The organism is Pontibacter sp. GD7 (genome assembly GCF_058216375.1).
Window position 1 is genome coordinate 230596 of sequence record NZ_JBYZMP010000004.1, and the last position, 24711, is coordinate 255306.

The 24711-nt window shown below is 48.4% G+C and carries 25 protein-coding genes; 7 read left to right on the forward strand and 18 right to left on the reverse strand.

Features of this window, described 5'->3' with window-relative positions:
• Positions 1–59: 59 nt before the first annotated feature.
• Together AC4BAP_RS08400 and AC4BAP_RS08405 are read right to left on the reverse strand one after the other, a co-directional pair.
• The gene (locus AC4BAP_RS08400) at positions 60–944 is read right to left on the reverse strand and encodes a DUF3822 family protein (RefSeq protein WP_490582182.1); all 885 of its coding nucleotides are present in this window, start codon (positions 942–944) and stop codon (positions 60–62) included.
• An 80-nt stretch (positions 945–1024) separates the two neighbouring features.
• Positions 1025–1516, reverse strand: coding sequence for an NUDIX domain-containing protein (locus AC4BAP_RS08405; protein ID WP_490582183.1), 492 nt, complete (start codon positions 1514–1516; stop codon positions 1025–1027).
• A 37-nt stretch (positions 1517–1553) separates the two neighbouring features.
• Between AC4BAP_RS08405 and AC4BAP_RS08410 the strand changes: the two genes are divergently transcribed.
• The 3 genes from AC4BAP_RS08410 to AC4BAP_RS08420 all read left to right on the forward strand — a co-directional run bounded on the left by AC4BAP_RS08410 (position 1554) and on the right by AC4BAP_RS08420 (position 4311).
• Positions 1554–2003, forward strand: a complete 450-nt coding sequence (locus tag AC4BAP_RS08410; protein WP_490582184.1) for a PaaI family thioesterase — start codon at positions 1554–1556, stop codon at positions 2001–2003.
• Between the two features lie 374 nt (positions 2004–2377).
• Entirely contained in the window at positions 2378–3784 is a 1407-nt protein-coding gene (locus AC4BAP_RS08415) for an ATP-dependent DNA helicase (protein WP_490582185.1), read from the forward strand.
• Positions 3785–3864: 80 nt separating this feature from the next.
• Positions 3865–4311, forward strand: a complete 447-nt coding sequence (locus tag AC4BAP_RS08420; protein ID WP_490582186.1) for a DUF1573 domain-containing protein — start codon at positions 3865–3867, stop codon at positions 4309–4311.
• 79 nt (positions 4312–4390) lie between these two features.
• On the opposite strand, the gene AC4BAP_RS08425 is transcribed toward AC4BAP_RS08420, so the two are convergent.
• The 7 genes from AC4BAP_RS08425 to AC4BAP_RS08455 form a co-directional block, all read right to left on the reverse strand.
• Positions 4391–4768: a DUF423 domain-containing protein gene (locus AC4BAP_RS08425; RefSeq protein ID WP_490582187.1), complete on the reverse strand. Its 378-nt coding sequence runs from the start codon at positions 4766–4768 to the stop codon at positions 4391–4393.
• Positions 4769–4779: 11 nt separating this feature from the next.
• Positions 4780–5235, reverse strand: coding sequence for a DUF2750 domain-containing protein (locus AC4BAP_RS08430; RefSeq protein ID WP_490582188.1), 456 nt, complete (start codon positions 5233–5235; stop codon positions 4780–4782).
• Between the two features lie 120 nt (positions 5236–5355).
• A complete protein-coding gene (locus tag AC4BAP_RS08435; RefSeq protein ID WP_490582189.1) occupies positions 5356–6204 on the reverse strand; it encodes a glycerophosphodiester phosphodiesterase in 849 nt (282 codons plus the stop codon).
• 160 nt (positions 6205–6364) lie between these two features.
• Positions 6365–7048 carry a YggS family pyridoxal phosphate-dependent enzyme gene (locus AC4BAP_RS08440; RefSeq protein WP_490582190.1) on the reverse strand — a complete coding sequence of 228 codons (684 nt, stop codon included), beginning with the start codon at positions 7046–7048 and terminating at the stop codon, positions 6365–6367.
• A gap of 111 nt (positions 7049–7159) precedes the next feature.
• Positions 7160–8212, reverse strand: a complete 1053-nt coding sequence (locus AC4BAP_RS08445; RefSeq protein WP_490582191.1) for a VWA domain-containing protein — start codon at positions 8210–8212, stop codon at positions 7160–7162.
• Positions 8193–9107 carry a hypothetical protein gene (locus AC4BAP_RS08450; protein WP_490582192.1) on the reverse strand — a complete coding sequence of 305 codons (915 nt, stop codon included), beginning with the start codon at positions 9105–9107 and terminating at the stop codon, positions 8193–8195. The genes AC4BAP_RS08445 and AC4BAP_RS08450 overlap by 20 nt, the downstream gene beginning before the upstream one ends.
• Positions 9100–9981 (reverse strand): DUF58 domain-containing protein, encoded by an 882-nt coding sequence (locus AC4BAP_RS08455; protein WP_490582193.1) that lies wholly within the window; start codon positions 9979–9981, stop codon positions 9100–9102. The genes AC4BAP_RS08450 and AC4BAP_RS08455 overlap by 8 nt, the downstream gene beginning before the upstream one ends.
• 59 nt (positions 9982–10040) lie before the next feature.
• Between AC4BAP_RS08455 and AC4BAP_RS08460 the strand changes: the two genes are divergently transcribed.
• On the forward strand, positions 10041–10412 hold the full coding sequence (locus AC4BAP_RS08460) for a DUF4296 domain-containing protein (RefSeq protein WP_490582194.1): 372 nt from the start codon (positions 10041–10043) through the stop codon (positions 10410–10412).
• A gap of 380 nt (positions 10413–10792) precedes the next feature.
• Here the strand turns inward: AC4BAP_RS08460 and AC4BAP_RS08465 are convergent, their stop codons facing one another.
• Positions 10793–11128 carry a tRNA-binding protein gene (locus AC4BAP_RS08465; RefSeq protein WP_490582195.1) on the reverse strand — a complete coding sequence of 112 codons (336 nt, stop codon included), beginning with the start codon at positions 11126–11128 and terminating at the stop codon, positions 10793–10795.
• A gap of 289 nt (positions 11129–11417) precedes the next feature.
• Here AC4BAP_RS08465 and AC4BAP_RS08470 point away from each other — a divergent pair, with 289 nt between their 5' ends.
• The gene (locus AC4BAP_RS08470; RefSeq protein WP_490582196.1) at positions 11418–12947 is read left to right on the forward strand and encodes an FAD-dependent oxidoreductase; all 1530 of its coding nucleotides are present in this window, start codon (positions 11418–11420) and stop codon (positions 12945–12947) included.
• Between the two features lie 70 nt (positions 12948–13017).
• Here the strand turns inward: AC4BAP_RS08470 and AC4BAP_RS08475 are convergent, their stop codons facing one another.
• The 5 genes from AC4BAP_RS08475 to egtB form a co-directional block, all read right to left on the reverse strand.
• Positions 13018–13605 (reverse strand): DUF922 domain-containing protein, encoded by a 588-nt coding sequence (locus tag AC4BAP_RS08475; protein WP_490582197.1) that lies wholly within the window; start codon positions 13603–13605, stop codon positions 13018–13020.
• 68 nt (positions 13606–13673) lie between these two features.
• The gene (locus AC4BAP_RS08480) at positions 13674–15023 is read right to left on the reverse strand and encodes an MATE family efflux transporter (protein ID WP_490582198.1); all 1350 of its coding nucleotides are present in this window, start codon (positions 15021–15023) and stop codon (positions 13674–13676) included.
• Positions 15024–15576: 553 nt separating this feature from the next.
• Positions 15577–16683, reverse strand: coding sequence for a pyridoxal phosphate-dependent aminotransferase (locus AC4BAP_RS08485; RefSeq protein ID WP_490582199.1), 1107 nt, complete (start codon positions 16681–16683; stop codon positions 15577–15579).
• A 75-nt stretch (positions 16684–16758) separates the two neighbouring features.
• A complete protein-coding gene (egtD, locus tag AC4BAP_RS08490) occupies positions 16759–17766 on the reverse strand; it encodes an L-histidine N(alpha)-methyltransferase (protein ID WP_490582200.1) in 1008 nt (335 codons plus the stop codon).
• Between the two features lie 4 nt (positions 17767–17770).
• Positions 17771–19039 carry an ergothioneine biosynthesis protein EgtB gene (egtB, locus tag AC4BAP_RS08495; protein ID WP_490582201.1) on the reverse strand — a complete coding sequence of 423 codons (1269 nt, stop codon included), beginning with the start codon at positions 19037–19039 and terminating at the stop codon, positions 17771–17773.
• 219 nt (positions 19040–19258) lie between these two features.
• Here egtB and AC4BAP_RS08500 point away from each other — a divergent pair, with 219 nt between their 5' ends.
• Complete coding sequence (locus AC4BAP_RS08500) at positions 19259–20335, forward strand: o-succinylbenzoate synthase (RefSeq protein WP_490582202.1); 1077 nt, start codon at positions 19259–19261, stop codon at positions 20333–20335.
• A gap of 57 nt (positions 20336–20392) precedes the next feature.
• Complete coding sequence (locus tag AC4BAP_RS08505; protein WP_490582203.1) at positions 20393–20698, forward strand: ferritin family protein; 306 nt, start codon at positions 20393–20395, stop codon at positions 20696–20698.
• Positions 20699–20716: 18 nt separating this feature from the next.
• On the opposite strand, the gene AC4BAP_RS08510 is transcribed toward AC4BAP_RS08505, so the two are convergent.
• The 3 genes from AC4BAP_RS08510 to AC4BAP_RS08520 all read right to left on the reverse strand — a co-directional run bounded on the left by AC4BAP_RS08510 (position 20717) and on the right by AC4BAP_RS08520 (position 24561).
• Positions 20717–21178, reverse strand: coding sequence for a DoxX family protein (locus AC4BAP_RS08510; protein ID WP_490582204.1), 462 nt, complete (start codon positions 21176–21178; stop codon positions 20717–20719).
• 281 nt (positions 21179–21459) lie between these two features.
• Positions 21460–22071: a trimeric intracellular cation channel family protein gene (locus tag AC4BAP_RS08515; protein ID WP_490582205.1), complete on the reverse strand. Its 612-nt coding sequence runs from the start codon at positions 22069–22071 to the stop codon at positions 21460–21462.
• 216 nt (positions 22072–22287) lie between these two features.
• Positions 22288–24561: a TonB-dependent receptor gene (locus tag AC4BAP_RS08520; RefSeq protein ID WP_490582206.1), complete on the reverse strand. Its 2274-nt coding sequence runs from the start codon at positions 24559–24561 to the stop codon at positions 22288–22290.
• Positions 24562–24711: the final 150 nt, after the last annotated feature.

The following is a 24711-nucleotide window of genomic DNA, read 5'->3' on the forward strand; positions in this document are numbered from 1 at the left end:
TCATTAATTCTTTCAAGGGTTTTAAAACAATTTAACCATTCAACAATCAACAATTTAACTTACTCACACAAGTGCATGCTGTACAGCTCAAAGTACCTGTGCTCAAACAAATCGTGGAATTTATAGCTGTATTCTACGTCGGCAGGTTTTTTACCCAGCCTAATGTGGCGGATATACTTTTGCATGGTGGTAAAGAGTGTGGAGTCGTGGGTGATATCGCCCCATACGGTAATGGTCTCCTGCTCCGGGTTTAGCTTCATTTCCTGCATCACAAAAATAATGTAGTAAATAAAGTCTTCCGGGCTTACGTAGTGGAAGATGTTGCAAAACTCCAGGCCACTCTGGCTGACTACCAGTACCGTGACATAGTTGCGTTCTACAAAGACGTAAATGCGCTTTTCGGTACGGCTTGCCTGTAAAAGTATACTTTTGATCAGGGCGCTTGTCTGATGTACAAACTGTACTTCTGTACCCGGGAAAATACCAAGAGCCGTTTCGTGAATGGCTGCATCCAGGGCAAAGATATTTACCGCTTCCAGGCCGCTGTGCCTGTATGATAAGATGACATCCTGCTCAGGGTTTACCTGACTATGCAGACGCAGGTAGTCCGTTTGGTGGTCAGGGTCGTAAAGTGTTTCGGGTACCAGTGTAAAGTGCTGATTACTTACCGACATACGGACTGTTTGCCAGTTTTTTTCCTGCAACAAAGGGTTTTCCAGCGCCACCATGCGCAGCTGCTCGGCAATCTGCACCGGGTTAAACACCGAAACCAATTCGTAATCTTCCAGCACCACAAATTTATTGCGGTTGGTGTCTACTACTGCCATGCGTATGGCTTTCTGGCTTACCGAGATGTACAGATTGGAAACTGATGCCTGTGCCAGCGAGAAAGCCTCGTCGTAGATTTTGTGTGATAGCCGGTAATGTACGCTTGTTGTGTTCAAAGTATAAATTTGGTGCAAGGCTGTATTTATAGATGCTGCCTGTGCAAGTATAAAAAAAATATGGCAAATGGCAGCACAGGCTACTTACCCGCAATAAAATAATGATCTAAGCCCAGCAGGTCATCGAGGGAGATCAGGTGTTGTAAGATGCGGTGTTTGTCCTGTATGGGTATGGCTATGATGTCTTTAATACTTAGCCACGCAAGGCTTTCTATCAACTGCTGGTCTGGCGCTGCCTCCGGGTCTGTGCCGGTTTTCAGTTCGCCGGCAGTTATACTTACCTCAAAGAAAAGCTCCATGGCATGCAGCGGGGGCTGTAGAAACTCGTTCACGAACAAAAAGCGGTTTACCTTTACGGTAAGGCCGGTTTCTTCCTTAAACTCACGTACTAGGCAATCCTGCACCGTTTCGCCATAGCTGAGGCCCCCGCCCGGTGGTGCCCAGAATGCACTGTTGCTAATAGTATGGCCATGTTTTACCAGTAGCAGTTTGTCTTGATATATGCAGATGCCGCACACCCTCACCCGAAGTTTATCGGCATAGCTGGCAGCTTTAGGATTTAGCTCTGTCATGTTTGTTAACCATTGGCATTGGTCGTAAATTTACAGAATGATTCAAACGTTTAACCCTGAATTTGAACAGGACATACGCTTAAAGCTGGAGCGACAGGAATTCATGAAGCTCATGGGCTTTAACGTAACAAAGATAGAAGTTGGCCGGATTGAAGGCGAACTTATACTGGAACAAAAGCACAAACAGCACAAAGGTTTTGCCCACGGCGGCGTAATTGCCACGCTGGCCGATATTGTGGCCGGCTTCGCAGCCGTTAGCCTGGTGCCCAAAGGTCATCATGTAGTTACAGCTGAAATAAAGGTGTCATACTTTCACCCCGGTGTAGGCGATAAGCTGATTGCCAAAGGCTACGTAATAAAGCAGGGCCGAAAGCTCAATTTTTGTGAGGCGGAAGTATACGTGGTATGTGGCACCGATGAGCCGCTACTGATTGCCAAGGCCAGCGCAAGTATGGCCAACATCAGGCCGGAAGAGTTGAAGAGCTAGTTTCGTTATTCGTTGTTAGTTGTTCGTTATTAGTTGTTTGTGGTAGATGTAAAGATGCAATTCGTTGCGTCTTTTCTGTAAACAACCTCACAGCGTCTTGAAGACCTGTGAGCGTCTTGGTGGCAACATAGCAAAAGCTCTTGATTTAACCCTCAGAGGATTTAATGCCCCTTTATTCCTGTTGTATGGCAGGAAAGGAAGTATAAAGCGAAAGAGTTTAAGAGTTAGAGAGGTTGAGTGTTAGAGAGTTAAAAAGTTTTGAATGAGTGATTGAGTGAATAAACAATCAACAATCAGCAATTAGCAATCAACAATTAACAATCAACCACCCACCCATTCATAATTCGTAATTCATCATTCATAATTTAAAAAAAATGCGCCCAGTAGAAGCCTTACGTTCCAGTTTTCCATTTGAGCCAACCGAGGACCAGGCGAAGCTATTTACAAAACTGGACGAATTTATACTTGATAAAGCGCAGGAGCGTCAGGTGTTCCTGTTAAAGGGATATGCCGGTACAGGTAAGACCACCGTGGTTACCTCGCTGGTGAAAATCCTGAACAAGTTTGGCTACAAGTATGTGTTGCTGGCCCCTACGGGTCGTGCCGCCAAGGTAATGGCCAGCTACAGCGGAAAAACTGCACACACCATCCATAAAAAGATATACCGCCAAACTGCCAATCCATTTTCCGAAGGCCTGAGTTTTACCCGCATGCCCAACAAAGCCGACAACACGATTTATATTGTGGATGAGGCCTCGATGATTTCGGATGAGAGCGGCTTTGGGGAAAATGGCCTGTTGCTGGACCTGTTGCAGTATGTGTTTGAGAAAAAGAATAACAAGCTGCTGCTGATCGGCGATACGGCCCAGCTGCCTCCGGTTGGCCAGACATTGAGCCCTTCGCTGGACGGTGAATACCTGAAGCATAATTTCCGGTGCCATGTGGAGCAATTGGAGTTAAGGCAGGTAATGCGCCAGGCCGAGAAGTCGGGTATACTGATGAACGCCACCAAGCTGCGCGACCAGATGAAGCAGGAACACCTGGATATAAAGCTGTTTACCAAAGGCTGGCGCGACATTTACCAGATGACCGGTGAGAAGCTGGAAGACGGTTTACGCTACGCCTATGATAAATTTGGCATCGAGGGCACGATCGTGATCTGCCGTTCCAACAAAATGGCCAACCTGTACAACCAACACATCAGAAGGCGTATTTTCTTTGCTGAGGATGAATTGGGGGTAGGTGATTACCTGATGATCGTGCGCAACAACTACTTCTGGCTGCCAAAAGACTCTGATATCGGTTTTATGGCAAACGGTGACTTTGTGGAGGTAACCAAGATCATCCGCTACGAGGACATGTACGGATTCCGGTTTGCAGATGTGCGCGTGCGGTTCATCGATTACCCGGATGCCCCTGAGGAGGAGGTAAAGATCATGCTGGACACGCTTTACACCGATGCCCCGGCACTGCCTGCCGATCAGAACAAGAAACTGTATGAAGAGGTGCTGCAGGATTACATGGACATCAAGAACAAGCGTGAACGCTATAAAGAGCTCAAGAAAAATCCATACCTGAATGCCCTGCTTGTGAAGTTTGCCTATGCTTTAACATGCCACAAAGCACAGGGTGGCCAGTGGAAAGCGGTTTTTGTAGACCAGGGATTTTTGAAAGAGGATATGGTGAACGAGGAGTTTGCACGGTGGCTTTATACTGCCCTAACGCGATCGTCGGAGGAACTGTACCTGCTGAACTTTAACCCCCAATTATTAGTTAGTTGACAAAAGAAAACGATATTTTGCATCGTTTTTGCTCTGTACAGAGTATAATACCTATCGCTTAAATCTTAACCCTTTATAAAATGAAAAAAATACTTCTTTCTTTCGCATTTGCTGCACTTGTTGCTGGCGGCGCTGTGGCGCAGGAAAAACCAAAAGCTAAAGTTTCAGCTCCACAAGAGCAGGCAGTTAATGGTCCGGTTCTTACGTTTGAAGAGTCTGAGTTTAACTTTGGCGACATTGCACAGGGAGATGTGGTAGAGCACGTTTTCAAATTTAAGAACACTGGCACGCAACCACTTGTTATTGAGCGTGTTGATGTTACCTGCGGTTGCACCACACCAGCCTGGACGAAAGAGCCTGTAATGCCGGGTAAAACAGGTACTGTAACAGCCAAGTTTAACAGCGCAGGAAAACTGGGCCAGCAAAAGAAGCCGATCACTATCCACTCTAATTCAGCTGACGGCGTGAAGTATGTTTATATTGTGACGAATATCAAAGAGAAAGCAGCTGCCAGCGCAAAGCAGTAGTTTGCTTTTATACTTAACCTATAAAAAGAGAGGGCTGCCAACTAAATGGCAGCCCTCTCTTTTTATAGGTTATTTATACTTACAGCGCTTTTAGAATGGCATAGAACAGGGCGCCCCAGCCAACAATAAAAAAGGTGCCGCCAATTGGAGTGATGGCACCCAACCAGGTAATACCGCTCAGGCAAAGCACATAAAGTGAACCCGAGAAAATAAGTATACCTAGGAAAAAGCACCATGCCGCCACCTGCAAAGCCGGTTGTTCTACCCTGAACAGCAGCAGGCCAACCGCCAGTAAAGCCAAGGTATGGTACATCTGGTATTTAACTGCTGTCTCAAAGGTATCAACGCGGCCAGAGCTTTCCAGTAGTTTAGCAAGGGCGTGTGCGCCAAAGGCACCAATGGCAACGGTTAATGCTCCTAATGCGCTTGCGATCAGAAGTATGGTTTTCTGTGTCATGAGTTAATTTCTTAGGCTTCGCCCTCGCCTTCAAGCGCCTCAATTACCTGCTCTTCAAATTCCTGCTGGCTTTCGTATTGCGTAAACTCAAGGGTTTTGCCCTGTGCTTTCAGCTCCTGAACAACATCCAGTGCTACCTCAAGCGGCTCTACTTCCTTGCCACTTAGATCCGAGGCCCAGTTTGCACCTACCAGCAAAGCGTCGCTGTACATGCCCACGCACCAGTTCTCCAGAAACTCCACTACAGAAATAGACTCCGGCGAGTAGTCTGCCCAGTCGTCTTCGGCGCAGGCTTTGGCACCTTCCGCATCCGACCAGAAAAGAATTACCTCCGTGTCTTCAAACTCCGCAGAGCTGGAAGTAGCCCAGGTATCGTCTTTGGCTAGTCCCCATACTTTGTTTGTTTCTACGATTGTCTTTACAAACTTCTTATAGCTTTTTTCAGCGTCTGTAGTGCTTTGGGTCATGTGGTTGTTGTTTTAATGTGTTAGTTGTGGTACAAAGGTGTATACTTTTAAGCTTAGTTTAAAGATATGGTTTTATTATTTATTTGTGGCAGTGTCTGCTAGGTGTTGTAGGGTGTTAAACTACAGGTCTTTGAACAGGTTTGGGTAATCTGTGATGATGCCGTCCACACCCATGGCCTTAAGTGCCTGCATTTCCTCTAAAGTGTTCACCGTCCAGGGAATCACTTTCATGTTCAGTTCGTGGGCTTTTTGCAGAAGGGAGGGCGTAACCAGTTTATAGTATGGGCTGTAAATGTCAGGCACAAAGCCGAGCTTATCCAGGTTTTTATCAAGGTTCCGCAGGTTCTCAACCAGCAGCGAGGTTTTAATCTCGGGATACTTTTGTTTCAGCACCTGCAGTGTGCGCACATCAAAAGACTGTATGATGACATAGGGTGCGATGCCTTTCTCAAGTATAACCTCCATCAAGTTATCTACAAACTCCTCAGGTTCCGGGTGGTAAACGCCATCGCCGGAGGGTTTAGATTTGGTTTCGATGTTGTAAAATACCTGCGGAATATGGTGCTTGCTGATGTAGGCCTGCACGGTGTCTATCACTTCGGATAGGAGGGGTTTATAAGTTTTCTGCAGCTGTTGTTCCGGAAACTTTTTGTAAAACCTGGAACCTACATCATACTTTTTTATGGCTGCGTAATCGAGTTGGTAAAGTATGTGTTCCTTTGCCTCTGTTGCCGGAATTCTATCGCCATCTGGCAGCAACTCGTGGTCGCGGTTAAAGTATGGGTCGTGGGAGAGTAGTACCTGGCCGTCTTTACTGATGTGGGCATCCATTTCCAGGGTTGTAACGCCTAACTCCAGTGCCTTCAGCATGGCGGGAATGGTGTTTTCGGGCATCAGGCCACGTGCCCCGCGGTGTCCCTCCAGGTCAAAAGCGGGAAGCTGTACAGTTGCTGACGCAGGTGTGGCCATAGGCGCAGTTTTAACCGGTTTACAGGAAGTATAAATCAGCAAAACGATTAGGAGGCATGTGATGAGTTTATGCATCGGCTAATGTTTTTCCCTGAACTATACTTCCATTTAAATATTAAAAAGTATACGCAATAGGCCTCGCAAAAGCTCTAAATTCAGGCTAACGATTGTAGTTTCTGCTACCAAAAATACCACTGCCTACCCGGATCATGGTGCTGCCTTCCTCCAGGGCAATTTTCCAGTCGGAGGTCATACCCATGGATATTTCCCGGAAGTCGTCGTTTCCGATAAAGAACTTTTCTTTTAGCTGTACAAAGCAGTAGCGCAGGCTACGGAACTCGGCACGAAGCTTTTCTTCGTCGTCGGTGTTGGTGGCGATGCCCATGACGCCTGTGATCCGGATAAACTTCATCTGGCGGTACTCCTCCGACTGCAGCAAAGCATCCGCTTCTTCCATCGTCATGCCATACTTTGTCTCTTCGTCGGCAATGGAGATCTGTAGCATGCAGTTTACAGGCAAGGTGCGGTTAAACTGCTCGGCGCGCTTGTTAATCTCCATCAAAAGCTTCAGGCTGTCAACGGATTGGATGGTGTCTACGAACTCGGCAATGTACTTTACTTTGTTTGTTTGCAGGTGACCGATCAGGTGCCAGGCTATATCGTGTGGCAGTTTGTCGCGCTTATCAACCAGTTCCTGCACCTTGTTTTCGCCAAACAGGCGGTGCCCCGCATCATACGCCTCCTGAATCACCTCCACCGGATGCGTTTTAGTAACCGCCACCAGCCGGCAAGGCGTGTTGCGCAGCTGCTCGTCAAAGTATAAAATGTTATCCTTAATGCTCATAGTTTAGTTATTCGTTGTTCGTTGATAGTTGTTCGTTATTTGAATGAGAGGTTTGTTTATTACCTCATCCATTCACTCATTCACTCATCCACTCATTCAAAATTCCCTCCCTCAGTCTTCCAGCACATTGGTGATGAAGGTGTTTTTGAGCAGCATCCAGCACAGCAGCAGGAGCAGGGCCCATTTCAGGTATACCTGGTAATAATCGCGGGTGTCGCGGAAGCGCCTTTCTGTTACCTCGGTTTTCTCCAGACGGTTGATGTTCTGGAAGATCTGCTGCAGTGCGTTTCTGGAGTCTGCCCTGAAGAACTGGCCTTCACCTATCTGGGCTATTTGCCGAAGACTGGTCTCATCCAGCTTTGTTTCAACGTAAAGTGTCTTGCCCGATTCATCCACATCGTAGGCCACCTGCCCGTCTTTTCCTATGCCGATGGTGTAAAGTTTAATGCCGTAAGCGTATGCCAGCTGCGCTGCCAGTTCGGGGTCCAGGCTGCCTGCGGTGTTCTCTCCATCGCTTACAAGTATGATCACCTTGCTTTTTGCCTCAGAGTCACGCATACGGTTTATGGCCACTGCCAGTGCGCTTCCTATGGCCGTACCGTCGTTTGGTATCATCCTAAACCCAATGGATTTTATACTTTCGCGCAGCAGCTGGTAATCGGTTGTGAGCGGGGCAAGCGAATAAGCATCGCCGGCAAAAAGCACCACCCCGATCCTGTCCTGCACACGGCCCCCGATAAAATCCAGGGCAACATCTTTGGCTGCTTCCAGCCGGTTCGGCTTAATGTCTGTCAGTTCCATCGAGCCGGAAATATCCAGTGCCATAATGATGTCGATACCGGCTGCGGTTTGTTCTATCTGCTCGTTTACGCGTTGCGGACGGGCCAGCGCTATAAGTACCAGTATCACAAAAAGCATGAACACGAGTGTTGGCAAGTGCCTTAGCAGGCTGGTCCATTGCCATTTCACTTTATCTGAAAACAGGGCCATGTCCAGTTTGCTCTTGCCGCTGTAAGAGAGCAGCCACCGGAAAATGAACAAGAGCAGCACCACAGGTACGGCATACAGCACCAGCGGGTACACCCACTCAAAAGAGCGAAGGGTACTGTAGCTGAACCATTCCAGGCTTAGCCAGTCCCAGAAATCATCGGGTAATTTTCGCATTTCTGATCTGTTCTCGCTGTGATTTGTAACGGCCTTTGGCAAAACGCCGGAGCATGCCCAGGGCTTGTTTGGTTTCAGTGTCGGCCTCTGCGGCCACGTTGCCATAAATGGCTTTGTCGCAGGTGCGCAGGGCGTTGTTTACGTCTTCGTCGTCGTGGTAAAATTCCACAATTTCCTTTGTGGTGAAAGAGTTGATGGCACTGCGTTCCAGTTTAGTAAGGTAGTTTTTCCAAAGCGAAACTGCCTTTTCCATACTTTGCGAAGAGCCGGACTTCACGAACCTGTCGAGGTGTGAGTTATAGCGCGACGTAAAGTATAAGTGGTCGTTGCGCAGGCGGTAAAGTTTATACTTCCGGATAATGGCTTGCCCAAAAACGAACCAGATCAAACTCACCAGCACCAGGCCCGCAACAATGTACACCAGCAACAATGGCCAGTTAAAACGCTGCTCTACTGCGGCCAGCTTCGTATTTTCCTTAACTGCAAGCGGCTCCTGCACTTTGTTTACCATCTGTTTTACAATAACGGCATCCGCACTGGCAAACACCTGCACCGTATCTGAGTTTCGTAAAACGTACACAGGCAAAGCCAGTTGCTGCACGGGTGCTGTCTCGAAGGTGCGCAGCGTGTAAATGGCGCTGTCGGTACTGATGCCGGCTTTTGTGGTGGTGGGAAAGTATAATTTACTTACAAACTCAAAGGGTGCAAAATTATAGTTAGAGTCAGGGAGCACCACCTCCTGGGTTGCCGGATGCTGGTGCACCAGCGTGTATTGCAGCAGCTGTCCGATCTTGGCCGTGTCCTGGGCAAAGTTTCCGGAGGGCTTTCGTGGCTGTTGCGCATGCAGGCTGACCTGCACCAGAAACAGAAGTATAAATAAGAGCTGGTTACGCACTTCGTTTGGTTGTTTTGTTTCTTAGCCTGAACAGGTTTACAAGCTGCGGCACATAGTCTTCGTTGGTCTGGATAGCCAGGTAGTTTGCCTGGTACTTCTGGCAGATGCGCACCACTTTGTCCTGATTTTCAGTGTAGCGTGCAATAAACCGTTTTTGGAACTCCTCACCTGAGGTATTTAGCCACACGGTTTTACCGGTTTCCTTGTCCAGCACGGGCACAATGCCCATGGCGGGCACCTTCAGTTCCCGCATATCCTGCAGGTGTATCACGATCAGGTCGTGGCGTTTTGCCAGCATGGCCAGCTCTTTTTCGTAATCAACATCAATAAAGTCAGAGATGAGCAAAATGATGCTTCGCCTTTTGATGATATCGAGGGTAAGCTTTATGCCTGCCGCGAGGTCAGTTTTTACCGATTGCGGCTTTAACTCGTGCAGTGCCTTGATGATGGCGTAGGCTTGTTGTATGCCTTTTGCCGGCTTTATATATTTCTCTTTTTGGTCGGAGATGCAGATGATGCCGATCTGGCTTTGCTGCTGCGCCGCCGAAAGGGCCAGGACGCCACAGATCTCTTTGCCAACGTCAATTTTCTGCTGCTTACCAGTACCTATACTTTGCGAGGCGCTCACGTCCAGCATCAGAAACACCGACTGCTCCTTTTCCTCGCGGTAGGTTTTCACGAAGGTGCCGTGGCCTTTAGCAGACACGTTCCAGTCGATGGAGCGCACGTCGTCGCCGTACTGGTAGGCCCGCACATCATCAAACTCCAGTCCTGTGCCCTTAAACACAGAATGGAAATCACCCTGCATTTGCGTGGTTATCGCCTTGCGGATGCGGATCTCATACTTGCGCAGCTTTTGAACAAGCTCTTTCATGATACGACTACTATGGCCTCAGATTTTAAAATTATGATATATTCTCGTAATTTTCAGCTGTGAAAAGACTTTTCTACATACTTTTTTGCATCGGATTGCTTGCCTGCGGCGAGAAAGAAACGAAGCAACCCGCCGGTCTGGTGCCCCGCGACCAGATGGTGCAGATCTTAGCTGATATCCATACGGCTGAGGCACAGATAGAATCAAACATGGTGTACCCGGATACGGCCATGATGAGCTACAACTACGCTGAGCAGCAGATCTTTAAAAAACATGGCGTAACAGAGCAGGAGTTTAGGGATACGTACCAGTATTACAAGGATAACCTAAAGGAGATGGACAAGCTATACGAGATAATCGTGGACACGCTGAGCCTGCGCGAAACCAAGGCAAGGGCTACCTCAACTCCTCAGCTAACCCCGGAGCAATAAGCTCAGCTATACCTGCCTTATAGCTAATTAACTCAAGTTGAGTGGCTCTTATTCTAAAACTGGATTTACCCACCCTTAACCCCTCCCGAGAGCAGGGCTGTTAAGTTCTAGTGAAATTGTCCCCTTGAGGGCAGGGCCATTTCATTCTACATTTTGCTGGCGCGGATCTGTGATCCGTGACTTGTTATACCGTTGGATTTGCAATCCAACTGGGCCAGAGGCCCAGCCATAGCCCGACACGAGCGAGGACGCACGCGCCATAATCATGTAATTTAATAGAATGAAAAGGCCCTGCTTCTCGGAGGGATTAGGGGTGTGTTCCACATACCAGAAATTAAACTGTTGTTGTATTTCGCAACTTGAGTTAATTAACAAAGCTCTTACATCAGCTTACTGCCATTCGGTACTTTGGCGGCAGGCTGGGCAAGTATAATGTCCCCGTTCTCGTCGGCGAACCCGGTTACCAGCACCTCCGACATAAATTTTCCGATCTGTTTCTTGCCCAGGTTGGTAACGCAGAGCACCTGTTTCCCTATTAGTTCTTCTTTAGTGTAGTGCCTGGTTATTTGCGCACTCGATCTTTTCAGCCCAAGCGGGCCCAGGTCCACGGTTAGTTTATAGGCTGGTTTACGGGCCTCCGGAAAATCCTCGGCGTCTACAATGGTGCCTACGCGTATATCAGTTTGTTCAAACTGTTGCCAGGTAATGGTATCCATAGTTTCGGATGGTGCGTGCATATATATTCTTTGATTTCAGTTTTGAATACCTAAGTATAAAGCTTGTCGTGCTCAATTCAAAGTATAAAATCAGCGTCCTTACTACGTGCGGCTTAAATGGAAAGTATAGGTATGATTCCTTGAGCTTCTGGTTTCCAGAAACTGTGCTTACAAGCCGGAAGAGGCTTGGCTTATAACCCTGTAGAAACTAATCGTTTTGGCACACCGTAATGCAAAGCAACAGGCAGGGCCATACTTTGGCAGCCAATCCTGAGCAAAATCTTGAACTATGAACAACGAATCCGGAGCTAGCATACCTTTTTGGGTAAAAGACATTTCTTTTTTAGAGACCCACCAACTTAACGAGAACCTTGCCTGCGATGTGTGCGTGGTAGGGGGCGGAATAGCAGGCCTTACCACTGCCTACCTGCTTGCCAAAGAAGGCAACAAGGTGGTTCTTTTAGAGGCAAAATCTATTGGTGGCGGCGAAACGGGCCGAACCACTGCCCACTTGTCCAATGCACTGGATGATCGCTTCTACAACCTGATAAACCTGTTTGGGAAGGACGGGGCACGACAGGCTTGCCAGAGCCATGCGCGAGCCATCGAGATAATAGAGCAGATCGCTAAAGAGGAAAGTATAGACTGCGACTTTAAGAAAGTGAACGGTTATCTTTTTGCCAACAGCCGTGCCCAGGAAGAAGACCTGATGAAGGAGCTGGAGGCGCTGCAGCAAATAGGCTGGCGTGATGTGGTGCTTCGTAAAGAGTGCCCGGTGCTAACGCTGACCGCACTGCCTTGCCTGCAGTTTCCGGAGCAGGCCCGCTTTCATGTGCTTAAATACATGGCTGGCTTACTGAAAGCTTTTGTAGAAAAAGGCGGCCGGGTATACACCCACTCCAAAGTGATAGACTTTAAGCCCGGCCTGGTGAACACCGTAAAAACCGAAGATGGTCACACGGTTTCGGCAAACCACCTGGTGGTGGCAACCAACACTCCTGTAAATGACCTGGTTACGATGCACACGAAACAGGCACCGTACCGTACTTATGCCATAGGTATTGCCGTGCCTAAAGGTGTTGTTGCTGATGCCCTGTTCTGGGACCTGGACGATCCTTACCACTACATAAGGCTGCAGAAAGCAGATGAGCGTGGCGCCGAGAGCGACCTGCTTATAGTTGGCGGCGCAGATCACAAGACCGGCCACGACGACCACCCGGAAAAGCATTTCTATGCGCTGGAGCGTTGGGCCAGGCTTAAGTTTCCGATGGCTGAAGAAGTGGAATACAGATGGTCCGGACAAGTGTTTGAGCCGGTAGACAAGCTCGCTTTCATCGGCAGGAACCCCGGAGACAAAAATGTGTATATCGCTACCGGCGACTCAGGGCATGGCATGACGCACGGTACGATAGCCGGAATGCTGATTACCGACCTAATCATGGGCCGGAACAATGAATGGGAAAAGATCTATGACCCAGCCAGGATCAGTCTGAAGTCGGCGGGCACCTTTGTAAAGGAAAATATCGGGGTAGTGGCGCACATGGCGGATCATGTTACGCCAGGCGAGGTAAAAGACCCTTCGGAGGTAATGCCAGGCATGGGCCGATTAATGCGAAAAGGGGCGTCTAAAGTGGCAGTATACTGCGACGCCGATGGCGTACGGCATGAATGCTCGGCTGTTTGCACCCACATGGGCTGCATCGTGCACTGGAACAACGTTGAGAAATCCTGGGATTGCCCGTGCCACGGCTCGCGCTTTGACCCATACGGGAAAGTAATAACAGGACCTGCCATTAAGAACCTGGAGAAATTGCAGTAGGTGATGAAGTATAAAAGAGAAGGTCCGGATAAAACTTATTATCCGGACCTTCTCTTTTATACTTTTGATTTTACTTAAATGCCTGTAGCTGATCTAATCGTTGTTTGATGTTGTCTGCCCAGGCTGCCTCCTCCGGCTTGTTCAAGCCATGGCTGCAGGATTTGTCGAATAATTCCTGCTCTGCTTTCCACGCTTTAAAGGCTTCGTTAACCGTAATAGTTAAATTACCTTTCAGGTTACTGCAGCTGCTTCCGAGGGTCTTTAGCTTTTTCCGTAGCTGGCGTGCGTGCACTTCTGTCAGGTCAAAGTGCAATTGCTCGTGCTTTAAAAGCGACTCAGACTTTTTGTTCTTAGACCATGACTCCTCCGGCAAAAACACACATTTTACATCATACGAAAATGCATTGCTGCTACATTTGGCATCAACGGCCAGGTTGGCTGCTGTCAGGGCATGGTGCGGGTTCTCCGACTCAGGTGCTCCTTTAAAATCGTCCCAGGTAAGCCTGCGGGTTTCTGACCAGGTTAGCTTTTCGGCTACTCTGGTTTCAGTGGTTTTGGCAGGCTCTTTAGAGCCCACAGGGGCATTTAATCCGGTTGCGGTTATGGCATGGGACAAAAGCCCGGCCCATAACGACAGGAGAAAGGAGGCTATAAGCATGTTAACTTCGGCTAAAAAGTTGAAACTCTATACTTTGCCAACGCACGGCCTTTTAATTTAGTGCCAAGTTATAATACAATTTTTCGATATTGGCCGCTAAGTGCCTTAAATCGGAGGAATAATAAAACGGCAGCTACGGAAAGTCCAACTAATAGCCCTGCCCAGACGCCGTTAACCCCGAAGCCCAGTTTAAAACAAAGTATATAGCCCACCGGTAAACCGATCACCCAGTAAGCCAGCAGCGAGATAAGGCTCGGTATACGGACATCTTCCAGGCCACGCAAGGCACCTAGCCCCACTACCTGTACCCCATCCGAAATCTGGAACAGCGCCGCAATAATGAGCAGGGTAGAGGCGATCTGAATTACCTCCACGTCATCAATATAAAGCATCGGGATTAGCCTGTTGCCTACCACCATCAGCAAACCACTGGCCAGCATAAACAGAGCACCCATGGCAAAGCTACTAAACCCGGCCACGCGCATCCCCCTGAAATTACCCAGCCCTTTCTGGTTACCTACCCGGATGGTGGCAGCTGCCGCAATGCCACTGGCCATCATGTAGGTAACTGAGGCTACGTTAATGGCGATCTGGTGTGCAGCCAGCTGCTTGGCTCCCAGCCACCCAATCATGATGGCAGAAAAACTGAAAGCACCCATTTCAAAGATCATTTGCCCTGATATAGGCAATCCAAGCTTGAAAATGCGGTAAATGTGCATGAACGAAAGATGGCGCAAGCGCAGGTAATGCCTGAATATCTCGAAGCGTTTTGCAAAGACCACGTAACCGCCCATCATCATGGCCATCACCACTCTTGAGATGAACGTTGCCCAACCGGCACCAAGCAAGCCCATTGGCTCGAAGCCCAACTTGCCGTAGATGAGTATATAGTTGAGCACGATGTTGAGTGAGTTGGCTACCAGCGAGATATACATAGCCTGCTTGGTAAGCGAAAGTCCCTCGGCAAACTGCCTGAACGCTTGGAAAACCATCAGGGGAACCATAGACAGGAACAGTACATTGATGTAAGGAACGGCCAGTTTCACCACGGCTTCCGGCTGATCAAGGTACGTGATGTAGGGCGAAAGGAAAAAGCCGGCTATGAACAAAAGTATACCTAGTATGACATTGGATACAAGGCCATTCAGGAGCAGTAGCGAAATGCGTGTGTAGTTTCTGCGGCCTTCGGCAGCGGCAATAAGCGGCGTAATGCTGTAAGATACACCAAGGCCAAACACCAGCGTGATCATGAAGATGCTGTTGCCCAGCGATGCGGCTGCCAGCGGCAAGGTACCGATCTGCCCTACCATCAAACTATCGAACACACTCACCATGATATGGCCCAACTGGCTGAGCACTACCGGGAAAGCCAGGGTAAAGTTTTTGGAAAAGTGTTCTTTGTATTCTGCGGTGTTCATGGCAAAGGCGTATCAGGCCGCAAAATTAGCTTTTTTATTTTGGATGGAAGGGCTTATTGGGAAGAAAGCAGTGCGGTTATACTTTAATTAAAATATAAGTATAAAAATCATAACCAGTTACTGGCTGAAAGCATTGTTTACTGGCACAGTACACCTTAAGTCAAGGCTTATTCATGGCCTTCACAAGCTGAAAGCATGCAACATTTATAGCCACAAGTTGAAAACTTGCGGTAGAAGAGTATTTTATACTTGTGTTCTAAGCGTACCTCCGAGGAGGTGAACTTTGATCGTGCATTTGATTCCCCTCTTGAGAGGGGCGCAGGGGTGTGTTTATATCTGCCTGGTTTATCTTATATAACTCAAGTTGCGAGATACAACAACAGTTTAATTTCTGGTATGTGGAACACACCCCTAACCCCTCTCAAGAGGGGAATTTCGCAGATGTAAAATTATTTCCCTCCTCTGGACTAGCCTAAACGAGCGTTTTGAGCTAGCGAGCGCAACTCTTTAGTGGTGGGTTAATCTCAACTCAGGTTAATCCTCCAAAAGATTACTACTGCAACCTATCCAAAGCAGTTGCCAACCGATTCATGGCATCCTGTAGCTTTTCAGTTTGAATGGCAAAAGAAAGGCGGGCATGTCCTGGTGAACCGAAATTGTCTCCGGGAGCAATGCTAAGGTTAAACTCCTGCTCCAGGTAAGCGGCCAGATCCATACTTGTAGTCAACACGTTACCCTGTGGCGTTTTTTTATTGAGGTATGCGCTAAAATCAGGGAAAAAGTAATAGGCCCCCTCCGGGAGATGATACCTCACACCAGGGATTGCGTCCAGCGCATCAGCCATCACTTTACGATTATGAGCCAGAATAGGCAACATTTCCTGTAAGGCCGTTTCCTGATGTTTCAGCGTAGCTTGGGCCGCTTCCTGCACAAAAACGCTCAAGCCAGAAAGCGTTCCAGCCTGGAAACTTACGCATTTCTTTACCCAGTCTGCCGGGCCAAGTATAAACCCGACACGCCAGCCCGACATGGCAAACGACTTGGAGAAACCGTTTACAATGAAGATCTTTTCTTCTTTTGCCCCCATGCAGGATAGGAGAGAAGTAAAAGGCCTGCTGTAATTAATATGGTCGTAAATCTCATCAGATATGATGTAAAGGTCCGGGTACTCGTTTGTTACCTCCAGCAAATCCTCCAGTTCCTCTTTTGTGTAAAGGCGGCCTGTCGGGTTGCCGGGGTTGGTTAGTAAAAGTATACGGCTGTTTTTGGTCAAGGTATTCCGCAGCATATGAGGTGTTAACTTAAAACCCTCTTCCAACTTGGTTGGCAGAGGCACCAGTTTACCGCAGTTATACTTCATCAACTCATGAAACCCGAACCAGGCTGGTGTTGGAATTACCACTTCATCGCCTTGCCTGAGTAACACGGTAAACAAGTTATGAAGCGCCTGCTTGCTGCCAGGCGTTATCAGTACCTGTTCTGGTTTCACCGCCAGGTCCATGGCGTTATACTTGTTGCATACTTCCTGCCGTAGTTCAGATGTTCCCTCGTTGGGGCCGTAAAAGGTTGCGCCGGCCTGTAAGGCATTTATTGCGGCTGCAGTAGCCATTTCAGGGCTTTGAAAGTAACTGGCACCAGAGGCAAGGGTAATGTGCTCCATAGCAGCAAATAGTTATCGGTTTATACTTTGTAGCTGCAAGTATACAAGTATAAGCGATAGGATAGTAGGGACTGCTTAAGAAACCGTGAAAAGCACGTCGGCAAATCGCTTTTCACCGTCTTGGTAAAATTGTTCTATGCTAAACCCGCACTGCCTGCCAAGTTCTTCAATTTCATCAAGGGCATACTTGTGTGAGTTTTCCGTATGGATGGCTTCCCAGGCTTTAAAATGATAGGTCTTGCCGATTTCATGAATGTAAACATCCTGGTCCTGAAGACTGATGAGGAAGCTACGCATGACACCCTCCAACGGATTATAGATGGCGTAGTGTTTGAACTGCTCCACCACAAAGTTACCACCAAGTTCCCGGTTGATGCGGTGCAGCAAGTTAAGGTTGAAGGCTGCCGTAACGCCTGTTGCGTCATCGTAGGCACGAAGTATAACATCCGGGTTTTTACGCAGGTCTATGCCCATCAGCAATCTGTCGCCGGGGCTGAGGTAGCTGCGCACGGTTTGCAGGAATTCTATACTTTGGTGTTTCTCAAAATTACCAATATTGGAGCCCAGGAACAGCACAACTTTTCTTTCGGATTTATACTCCTGTAGCCACTGCAGTGCTTTAAAATACTCACCTACCACAGCCTGCACTGTTACGTTTGGCAACTCATCGCGCAGGCTTTCTGTCAGTTGCTGCATCGCATCCCCCGATATGTCAACAGGCACATAGTCAAAATCGGAGTTTTGCTGCGAAAGCTGGCGCAGCAGGATCTTGGTTTTGGCGGCGTCTCCAGCCCCTAAGTCGATCAGATGAAAAAATCCTTCACCGGCGAACTGGTTTGCCATCGCCTGCCTGTTTGTTGTCAACACCTCATGCTCTGCCCTTGTCAGGTAATATTCCGGCAACTGCATGATTTCCTGGAAAAGCTGGCTGCCTCTTCCGTCGTAGAAATAGCGCGAGGGCAGGTCTTTTTGCTTCAGGTCTAGGCCATATGCCACGTCGTTTGCAAAGGCGGCAATATCATTGGTGCCGTCTTGTTTGCGGCTCAGGTCGATTAAAGGGGTTAGGGTAGTGTTTGGTGCCATATGGTTATTTTGAAGCCAGCCGTATACCATTGTACTGCCAGCGCTTGTCAGGGTGAAAGAAGTTACGGTACGTTGTGCGAATATGGTTTTCAGGGGTAGCGCAGGAGCCGCCACGGAGCACCATCTGGTTGATCATGAATTTGCCGTTGTACTCGCCAATGGCCCCAGGTGCTTTCGAAAAGCCGGGGTAAGGGTGGTACGCACTGTAGGTCCACTCCCAGGTATCGCCGTAAAGTTGCTGCATGCCTTCTTTTTCAGGGGATGCAGCAGTCGGCTCCAGTATATTGCTTTCTACAAAGTTTCCGGTTTCCGGCGTGTACACCTGTGAGGTCGCCTCCCACTCAAACTCGGTTAGCAGGCGCTTACCTGCCCAGTTGGCATAGGCATCGGCCTCGTAAAAGCTGATATGGGTAACCGGCTCGTTCAGGTTCACTTTCTGAAGCCCGTGCATGGTAAAGCGGTGCCACACTCCATCCTGCTCCAGCCAATACAGCGGCGCCTGCAACTTGTCGTTGCGCACCATGGCCCAGCCTTCGTCCAGCCAGTGCCTGAAATCCTGGTAGGCTCCGTCCTGCATAAACTCCAGGTACTCGCCGTTGGTTACCAGTCGGTTCATCACCGAAAATTCTTCGAGCAATACCTCGTGCACACCCAGTTCGTTGTCGAAGCAAAAATCATCACCACGGTAACCTATGGTGTAAACCCCGCCCGGCACATCCAGAAAGCGCGCTTTAGTGGCCATACTTTCTTTTTTGTCGGGCTGCGGAGTATAGGCTGGCAGCAGTGGGTTAGTGCTGAGGATGTACTTTATGTCTGTGATCAAAAGCTCCTGGTGCTGCTGCTCGTGCTGCATGCCAAGCTGCAATACCGGCAAAAGCTCATCCATTTTCTTCTCATCAATGCCTTGTAGCAGCTGTTGCATGTGCTCATCCACGTGCTGCCTGAACGCATACACATCGCGCAAAGGCGGACGTGTAAGTGTGCTGCGTTGGTCGCGCTGCACACGGTTGCCTACGTTGTTATAGTATGAGTTAAAAAGGTAGCTATACCGGGGGTGAAACTCTTTATAACCCTGCAAATGCGGCTTCAGCAGAAAGGTCTCGAAAAACCAGCTGGTGTGGGCCATGTGCCATTTCGGAGGGCTTACGTCCACAATGGGTTGTACTACGGTGTCTTCAGGTTCCAGGGGCTGACAAATATGTTCTGTCTGGGCCCTGATCTGCTGGTAGAGCTGCAGTATATTTTGAGTGGCAGTTGCTGTTGCTACTGGCATGGTTGTCGTGTTTTGGTACTGGTTTTAGTATAGCTAAATAACAATCTAGGAAGCAGAGGGTTATTAAAATTTTGTAACCGGCAAAAGATGCCTCCAAATTAGTTTTGGAACGCCCAGGATATAAACCTTTCCTTCAGACGTATACAGTAACGTTGTACTCCATCTACGGCATTTTTGGTGTTAATGGTTTATATTGCCCTGAAATAGATACCCTGTAAAATGAGCCTGAAACTTAGCTATACACCCCATACCCTGCAATTTAAGTTTGATGCACGCACCTCCCGTGGGGCCATAAGTGAGCATAAAGTATACTATGTCAGTGTGTTTGATAAAGCACAGCCTGAGGTTACGGGAGTGGGGGAGTGTGCTCCGCTAGCCGGGTTAAGTATAGATCACAGACCCGATCTGGAGCAGAAAATACAGCATGTGGTGGCGCTGGTGAATGCACAAAAGGTAACATTGGAGCCTGGTAAACCGCTTCCGGCAGAACTGGATCTTGCCGACTGGCCTGCCCTATACTTTGCCCTTGAAATCGCCTTGCTAGACCTGCAGAACGGGGGCAGGCGTATACTTTACAAAAATGCTTTTAGCAGTGGCGAGGCGGGTATTCCGATCAATGGACTGATATGGATGGGGGATGTAGATTTTATGCAGGAGCAGATTAGTGAAAAGCTGAAAGCTGGCTATACTTGCCTGAAAATGAAAATCGGCGGCCTTGACTTCGGGAAGGAACTGGAGATACTGCAGCGTATCCGGGAATATAACCCAGCCGACTGCCTTACACTGCGCGTGGATGCCAACGGCGCCTTTACCCCACAGGAGGCGTTTAAAAAACTGGAGCGCCTGGCAAAGTATGATATTCACTCCATAGAGCAGCCGATAAAGCAGGGGCAACACGATGAAATGGCGCAGCTGTGTGCTTACTCGCCTGTACCCATTGCCCTCGACGAAGAGTTGATAGGTTTGCAGGGCGCTAAGGAAAAGGAACAGTTACTGGACAAGATCAAGCCACAGTACATTATCTTAAAGCCTACGCTTGTGGGCGGTCTTGCAGCCACTGCCGACTGGATACATATGGCAACGCAACGCAGCATCGGGTGGTGGATGACCTCTGCACTGGAGTCCAACATCGGGTTAAATGCCATCAGTCAGTTTACCGCTCAGTATGATATAACCCTACCGCAAGGGCTTGGCACCGGGCAATTGTACCATAACAACATCCCGTCGCCGTTACAGATCGAGCAGGGAGAGCTATGGTATGCAAAAGATAAGGCCTGGGAGGATATACCGGCATAATACTTAACGAAGCAGGCTGTTTTGGCGTTAATACCAGGAAACAAAACGTATTAAAGTATGCCAACAGAACAGTACCACGAACCGCCACAGGAGTTATCGCAGGAGACACGCACCTTTGCCCGCATGATCACCTCTGTGATAGAGGAAGCAGAAGCCATTAACTGGTATGAGCAGCGCATTTCCGTTGAGAAAGACGCCGATGCCAAAGCGATCATGCAAAATGCCCAGGAAGAAGAGTTCAAGCATTTTGGTATGAACCTGGAATTCCTGCTCCGTAAAAAGCCGCGCTGGCGCAAAATGCTCCAAACCATACTTTTCACGAAAAGTGACATTGTAGAGAAAGGAGAAGAGGCAGAGGACTAAGTGTCTGATGCCTCCATTTTAGAAAGTTCGTTGTCTGCCAAGCATAATACCGTCTACGCTCAGGCGGCCGGCTCCGCCAACCACCAATGCCCAGGCCATACCAATCACAAGCAGGTGAAACTCATACCCCTCGCCAGCTTTGTTGCCTCCCCAGTTCATAAAAAAGCCATTTGGGAGATGCACCACCAGCACAATGCCTATAAATAAGCAGAGCATACTAAACGCCCAGAAACGTGTCCAGAAGCCGATGATCAGGCATATAGCACCCACAAATTCAATGATGATCACCAGCCAGGCCAGGAAACCGGGCAAACCTGTTACCTGACTGAAAAAATCTACAAAGCCAGCCGGACCGCCGCCACCAAACCAAGCCAGGAGTTTCTGTGCCCCATGTGGCCATATCACCAATCCAAGCATTACCCGCACGATGGTCAGGCTCCAGGTGTCGTGGGTTTGTAACAATCTGCTTTTGAAGTTCATAGGTTGAGGTTTTTTATACTATAACCTATTACGCAAATTGTATATAATTGATATTTAACTGACTAAAAGTATAGAAAAACAAAACGGGGAGCCGGATACGAAATCCTGGCTCCCCGTTATCAACTCGGCTAAAAGTTGAAAGCTATTTTCAAATTTATAATGTCTGATTAAATTATAAAAGCCTGGTTAGGTGCTTTTATCTGGCAGTGAATCACTTTAGTGGCTATGCCTGAAATGTAAATATATAAAAGTATATAATAACTTGTATGCAGGTAACATAATTATTTCCTGAACCTCGGCAACGTAAGGTTATACTTTACAGCTAAAAGACGTAGCGTGATAATGAACACAATAGCTATCAGGAAGCTGGTATTTCGTTCAACATCCAACCCATACATGGCCAGGTATAGAATGGCTCCCATCAGGCAGGCGCTTGCATACACCTCTTTTCGAAAAAGCACAGGCATCACATTGGTCAGCATATCCCGGATCACACCACCCATCACCGCAGTAAACATACCCATGATGGCGGCAATCTCGGGCCTTACACCCAGGCTGAGTGCCTTTTCAGTGCCCACGATCGTGAACAGTGCAATACCCAGCGTATCGAACAGCAGAAACGTGCGCCGCAGCCTAAGCAACCAGTCGTAAAATATGCCGGAGCACACAATGCCTGCGAGTATAGTATAAAGTATGCGCACATCGGCGATCCAGACCAACGGGTAACTTCCCAGCAGTATATCGCGCAGGCTACCACCCCCGATGGCCGTTACGAAGCCTGTGAAGGCCGCGCCAAACCAGTCCTGTTCCTTGTCCTGCTCGCTCATGGCCAGCGCCCCCGACATGGCAAAGAAGAAGGTACCCAGTAGTTCCAGTATGTATTGTATACCCAAGACTTTTTTTGCCCGTCAAGTTAGGGGAGTAGCAGGTGAAAAGAAAGGAAGAAAGGTATAAAAGTATAAAGGTAGAGAGTTATGATTCACTCATTCACTCATGCATTCATTCAACATTGAAGCAAAAGACGCTCGCAGGACCTTTGGACGCTCGTAGGACCTTCCGACGCTGCGAGGTCTTGGAATGCTGCGAGGTCGTATTAGATGCGCGGTCTTTTACATCAGGCCGAATTTGAGGCCGATGTAGAAAGTGCGTGGCCTTGCTGGTCCGTAAACGTAGTTGCTGTCGCGATCTTTGCCCAGATCGAAGTCCTGCTGGTACTGGTTAAACAGGTTCTGTACCCCGGCGCTAAGTTGCAGGTCCTGTTTTATACTTTTGATGGAAAAGCGGTAAGCCAGCTTCAGGTTCGTTTCTACGAATGTAGGAGAGGTAACCAGTTCATCTTCAATTACACCCGGGGCTCCACCAAAATGCGGCACCAGCATAGGACCCGTTATAACCCCCGACAAGGCTGTTGTGAACCTGCTTTGCGGTAACAGTGTGAGCACATAGTAGCCATACTTATCGGGGGTGCGCAGGTAAGTGCGTGTGCCTGCAATCTCCGTTGACCATTCTACCGGATTGTCGTAGCGGGAACGTTGTACTGTCATGCCTGTTTCCAGCTGAAACACCTGGTCGTAGTTTAGTCGTCCCTCCAGCGTAATGCCTTTTACGGTAGAATTGCCCCCGTTTTTGCGCAATAGCCTTTGGTTGCCGTTGTCGTCGGTGCCAACCTCCTCCAGCACAAAAGCATCATACAGGCGGGTGTAAAAGGCATCTGCCGTAAACCCGAAGATCATGTGCTCGCTTGGCTTATTAAAGTCGATGGAGGCGTTAAAGCTGTTAGAGGTCTCTTCTTTCAGGTTTGGGTCAACGGTAATAAGGGAAATGCCACCACCCGCAAAGGCAATGTGCAGGTCGGTTTCGAAAGCTTGTGGCGCTTTAAAGCCACGGGCATAAGATGCTCTGAACTGCGTGGTGCTGCCCAGTTTGTAAACCGAACTGATGCGCGGTGTGAATACCAGCCTGTCTACATTAGTGTGTTTGTTTGCCCTGATGCCGGAAAGTATGGTAATGGCAGGGCTCACATCCCAGTCGCTTTGCAGAAACAACCCTGTCAGGTTTGTTTTCTGGTCTATGAGGTAATCATAGGCTTCAATTTCGTCAAAAGTATAATCGTACAGGTGTTCGGCGCCGGTAGTAAAAGTGTTGGTGCCACCCAGGAAACTGTGCGTAGTGTAGTTTAGCTGAAAGCCTCCCTGCAACGTATGGTTTTTGGTGTTTCCCCACCCGTCAGCCTGATCAATACCGGTATAGTGAACCCGCTTCGTGTTTTGTGCGGCGCCATACACGCTATAGGAGGTTTTTCCGTTTTTCGAGCGGTGTTCATAGTTCACGCCCCCGATCAGGATATCGTGTATGCGGTACTCCGACTGATCGGCCTGGTCTGCAGGTTTGTCCAGTTTATTGCCACCGTGCCGCAATTCGTGAATGCTCCAGCCGTTAACTTCAAGTTTGCCCTGCTCAGATGGTTTAAAGTATGAGTTAAACCCGAAGGAGTTGTTTTTAAGTTTTGATAGCTCGGAAAAGCTGTCGCCGTTGGCATCGTAAGCTTGTTTATCGCGGTGCGAACCAAAAAAGGAGATGCCAGCGTTCTGTGCCTCGTTGACGACGTTAACGTTGGCGTTAAAAAAATTATCCCAGGCCTGCCCGTCTATCAGAGCCGTGTTACTGGATAAAGTATACGAACTCTCCTGTGGCTCTTTGGTAATGATGTTTACGGTGCCGGCTATGGCGCTGGAGCCATATAAAACGGAACCGCCACCACGTACAACCTCCACGCGTTCGATCATGTTGGTGGGGATCTGCTCCAGGCCATACAAACTCATAAGCGAGGTAAATACCGGACGGCTGTTTATGAGCAGTTGGGAATAAGAGCCACCCAGGCCGTTCATGCGTAGTTGTGTGTAGTTGCAGGTCTGGCAGTCGGTTTCCATGCGCAGGCCCGGCTGAAAGCAAAGGCCCTCGGAGAGTGTGTTGGACTGCGTCAGGCTAAAGGTTTTGCTATCGAGCACATTCACGGCTACCGGGCTTTCCAGGCGGCGCCTGGTAGTGCGCGTTCCGGTTACCACCACTTCGTTTAAAGTGGCGCTTGCCTCCGTTAGTTTTATATTTAATGTGGTTGTTTCGCCGGCTCTAAGACTTATACTTTGCTCCTGAGGCTTGAATCCAATTGCAGAAACCAGTAACTGATAATTGCCTGCCTCAACTCCGTTTATTTCGTAATTGCCCTGCTCGTTGGTTTGTGCCCCCCATTTGGTGCCCTTCAGCATTACGGTTGCGTAGGTTACATTTCCTGCACTGGAAGTAATGTTGCCTTTTACAATAGCAGTCTGTGCATAGGAAATAAGAGGGAATAAAATGCTTATAAGAAGTATTAGATGTCGCATAAATTTATTTAAGGCTTTGCATAACCGTTAATTAGTAACGCAAAATTATAAATTTAGGTTAATCTAAAAATGTTTTTTTGATTATTTATACTTGTCATAACTTTGGTCGGAAAGGCGTGATGCGTAAAATGTTGTCAACAACACATAAAA

Excerpts from the sequence above, each read along its gene's own strand:
- AC4BAP_RS08405 (WP_490582183.1), bottom strand. The coding sequence starts at position 1,516 with ATGACAGAGCTAAATCCTAAAGCTGCCAGCTATGCCGATAAACTTCGG.
- AC4BAP_RS08410 (WP_490582184.1), top strand. The coding sequence starts at position 1,554 with ATGATTCAAACGTTTAACCCTGAATTTGAACAGGACATACGCTTAAAG.
- AC4BAP_RS08415 (WP_490582185.1), top strand. The coding sequence starts at position 2,378 with ATGCGCCCAGTAGAAGCCTTACGTTCCAGTTTTCCATTTGAGCCAACC.
- AC4BAP_RS08420 (WP_490582186.1), top strand. The coding sequence starts at position 3,865 with ATGAAAAAAATACTTCTTTCTTTCGCATTTGCTGCACTTGTTGCTGGC.
- AC4BAP_RS08425 (WP_490582187.1), bottom strand. The coding sequence starts at position 4,768 with ATGACACAGAAAACCATACTTCTGATCGCAAGCGCATTAGGAGCATTA.
- AC4BAP_RS08430 (WP_490582188.1), bottom strand. The coding sequence starts at position 5,235 with ATGACCCAAAGCACTACAGACGCTGAAAAAAGCTATAAGAAGTTTGTA.
- AC4BAP_RS08435 (WP_490582189.1), bottom strand. The coding sequence starts at position 6,204 with ATGGCCACACCTGCGTCAGCAACTGTACAGCTTCCCGCTTTTGACCTG.
- AC4BAP_RS08440 (WP_490582190.1), bottom strand. The coding sequence starts at position 7,048 with ATGAGCATTAAGGATAACATTTTATACTTTGACGAGCAGCTGCGCAAC.
- AC4BAP_RS08445 (WP_490582191.1), bottom strand. The coding sequence starts at position 8,212 with ATGCGAAAATTACCCGATGATTTCTGGGACTGGCTAAGCCTGGAATGG.
- AC4BAP_RS08455 (WP_490582193.1), bottom strand. The coding sequence starts at position 9,981 with ATGAAAGAGCTTGTTCAAAAGCTGCGCAAGTATGAGATCCGCATCCGC.
- AC4BAP_RS08465 (WP_490582195.1), bottom strand. The coding sequence starts at position 11,128 with ATGGATACCATTACCTGGCAACAGTTTGAACAAACTGATATACGCGTA.
- AC4BAP_RS08470 (WP_490582196.1), top strand. The coding sequence starts at position 11,418 with ATGAACAACGAATCCGGAGCTAGCATACCTTTTTGGGTAAAAGACATT.
- AC4BAP_RS08475 (WP_490582197.1), bottom strand. The coding sequence starts at position 13,605 with ATGCTTATAGCCTCCTTTCTCCTGTCGTTATGGGCCGGGCTTTTGTCC.
- AC4BAP_RS08480 (WP_490582198.1), bottom strand. The coding sequence starts at position 15,023 with ATGAACACCGCAGAATACAAAGAACACTTTTCCAAAAACTTTACCCTG.
- AC4BAP_RS08485 (WP_490582199.1), bottom strand. The coding sequence starts at position 16,683 with ATGGAGCACATTACCCTTGCCTCTGGTGCCAGTTACTTTCAAAGCCCT.
- egtD (WP_490582200.1), bottom strand. The coding sequence starts at position 17,766 with ATGGCACCAAACACTACCCTAACCCCTTTAATCGACCTGAGCCGCAAA.
- egtB (WP_490582201.1), bottom strand. The coding sequence starts at position 19,039 with ATGCCAGTAGCAACAGCAACTGCCACTCAAAATATACTGCAGCTCTAC.
- AC4BAP_RS08500 (WP_490582202.1), top strand. The coding sequence starts at position 19,259 with ATGAGCCTGAAACTTAGCTATACACCCCATACCCTGCAATTTAAGTTT.
- AC4BAP_RS08505 (WP_490582203.1), top strand. The coding sequence starts at position 20,393 with ATGCCAACAGAACAGTACCACGAACCGCCACAGGAGTTATCGCAGGAG.
- AC4BAP_RS08510 (WP_490582204.1), bottom strand. The coding sequence starts at position 21,178 with ATGAACTTCAAAAGCAGATTGTTACAAACCCACGACACCTGGAGCCTG.
- AC4BAP_RS08520 (WP_490582206.1), bottom strand. The coding sequence starts at position 24,561 with ATGCGACATCTAATACTTCTTATAAGCATTTTATTCCCTCTTATTTCC.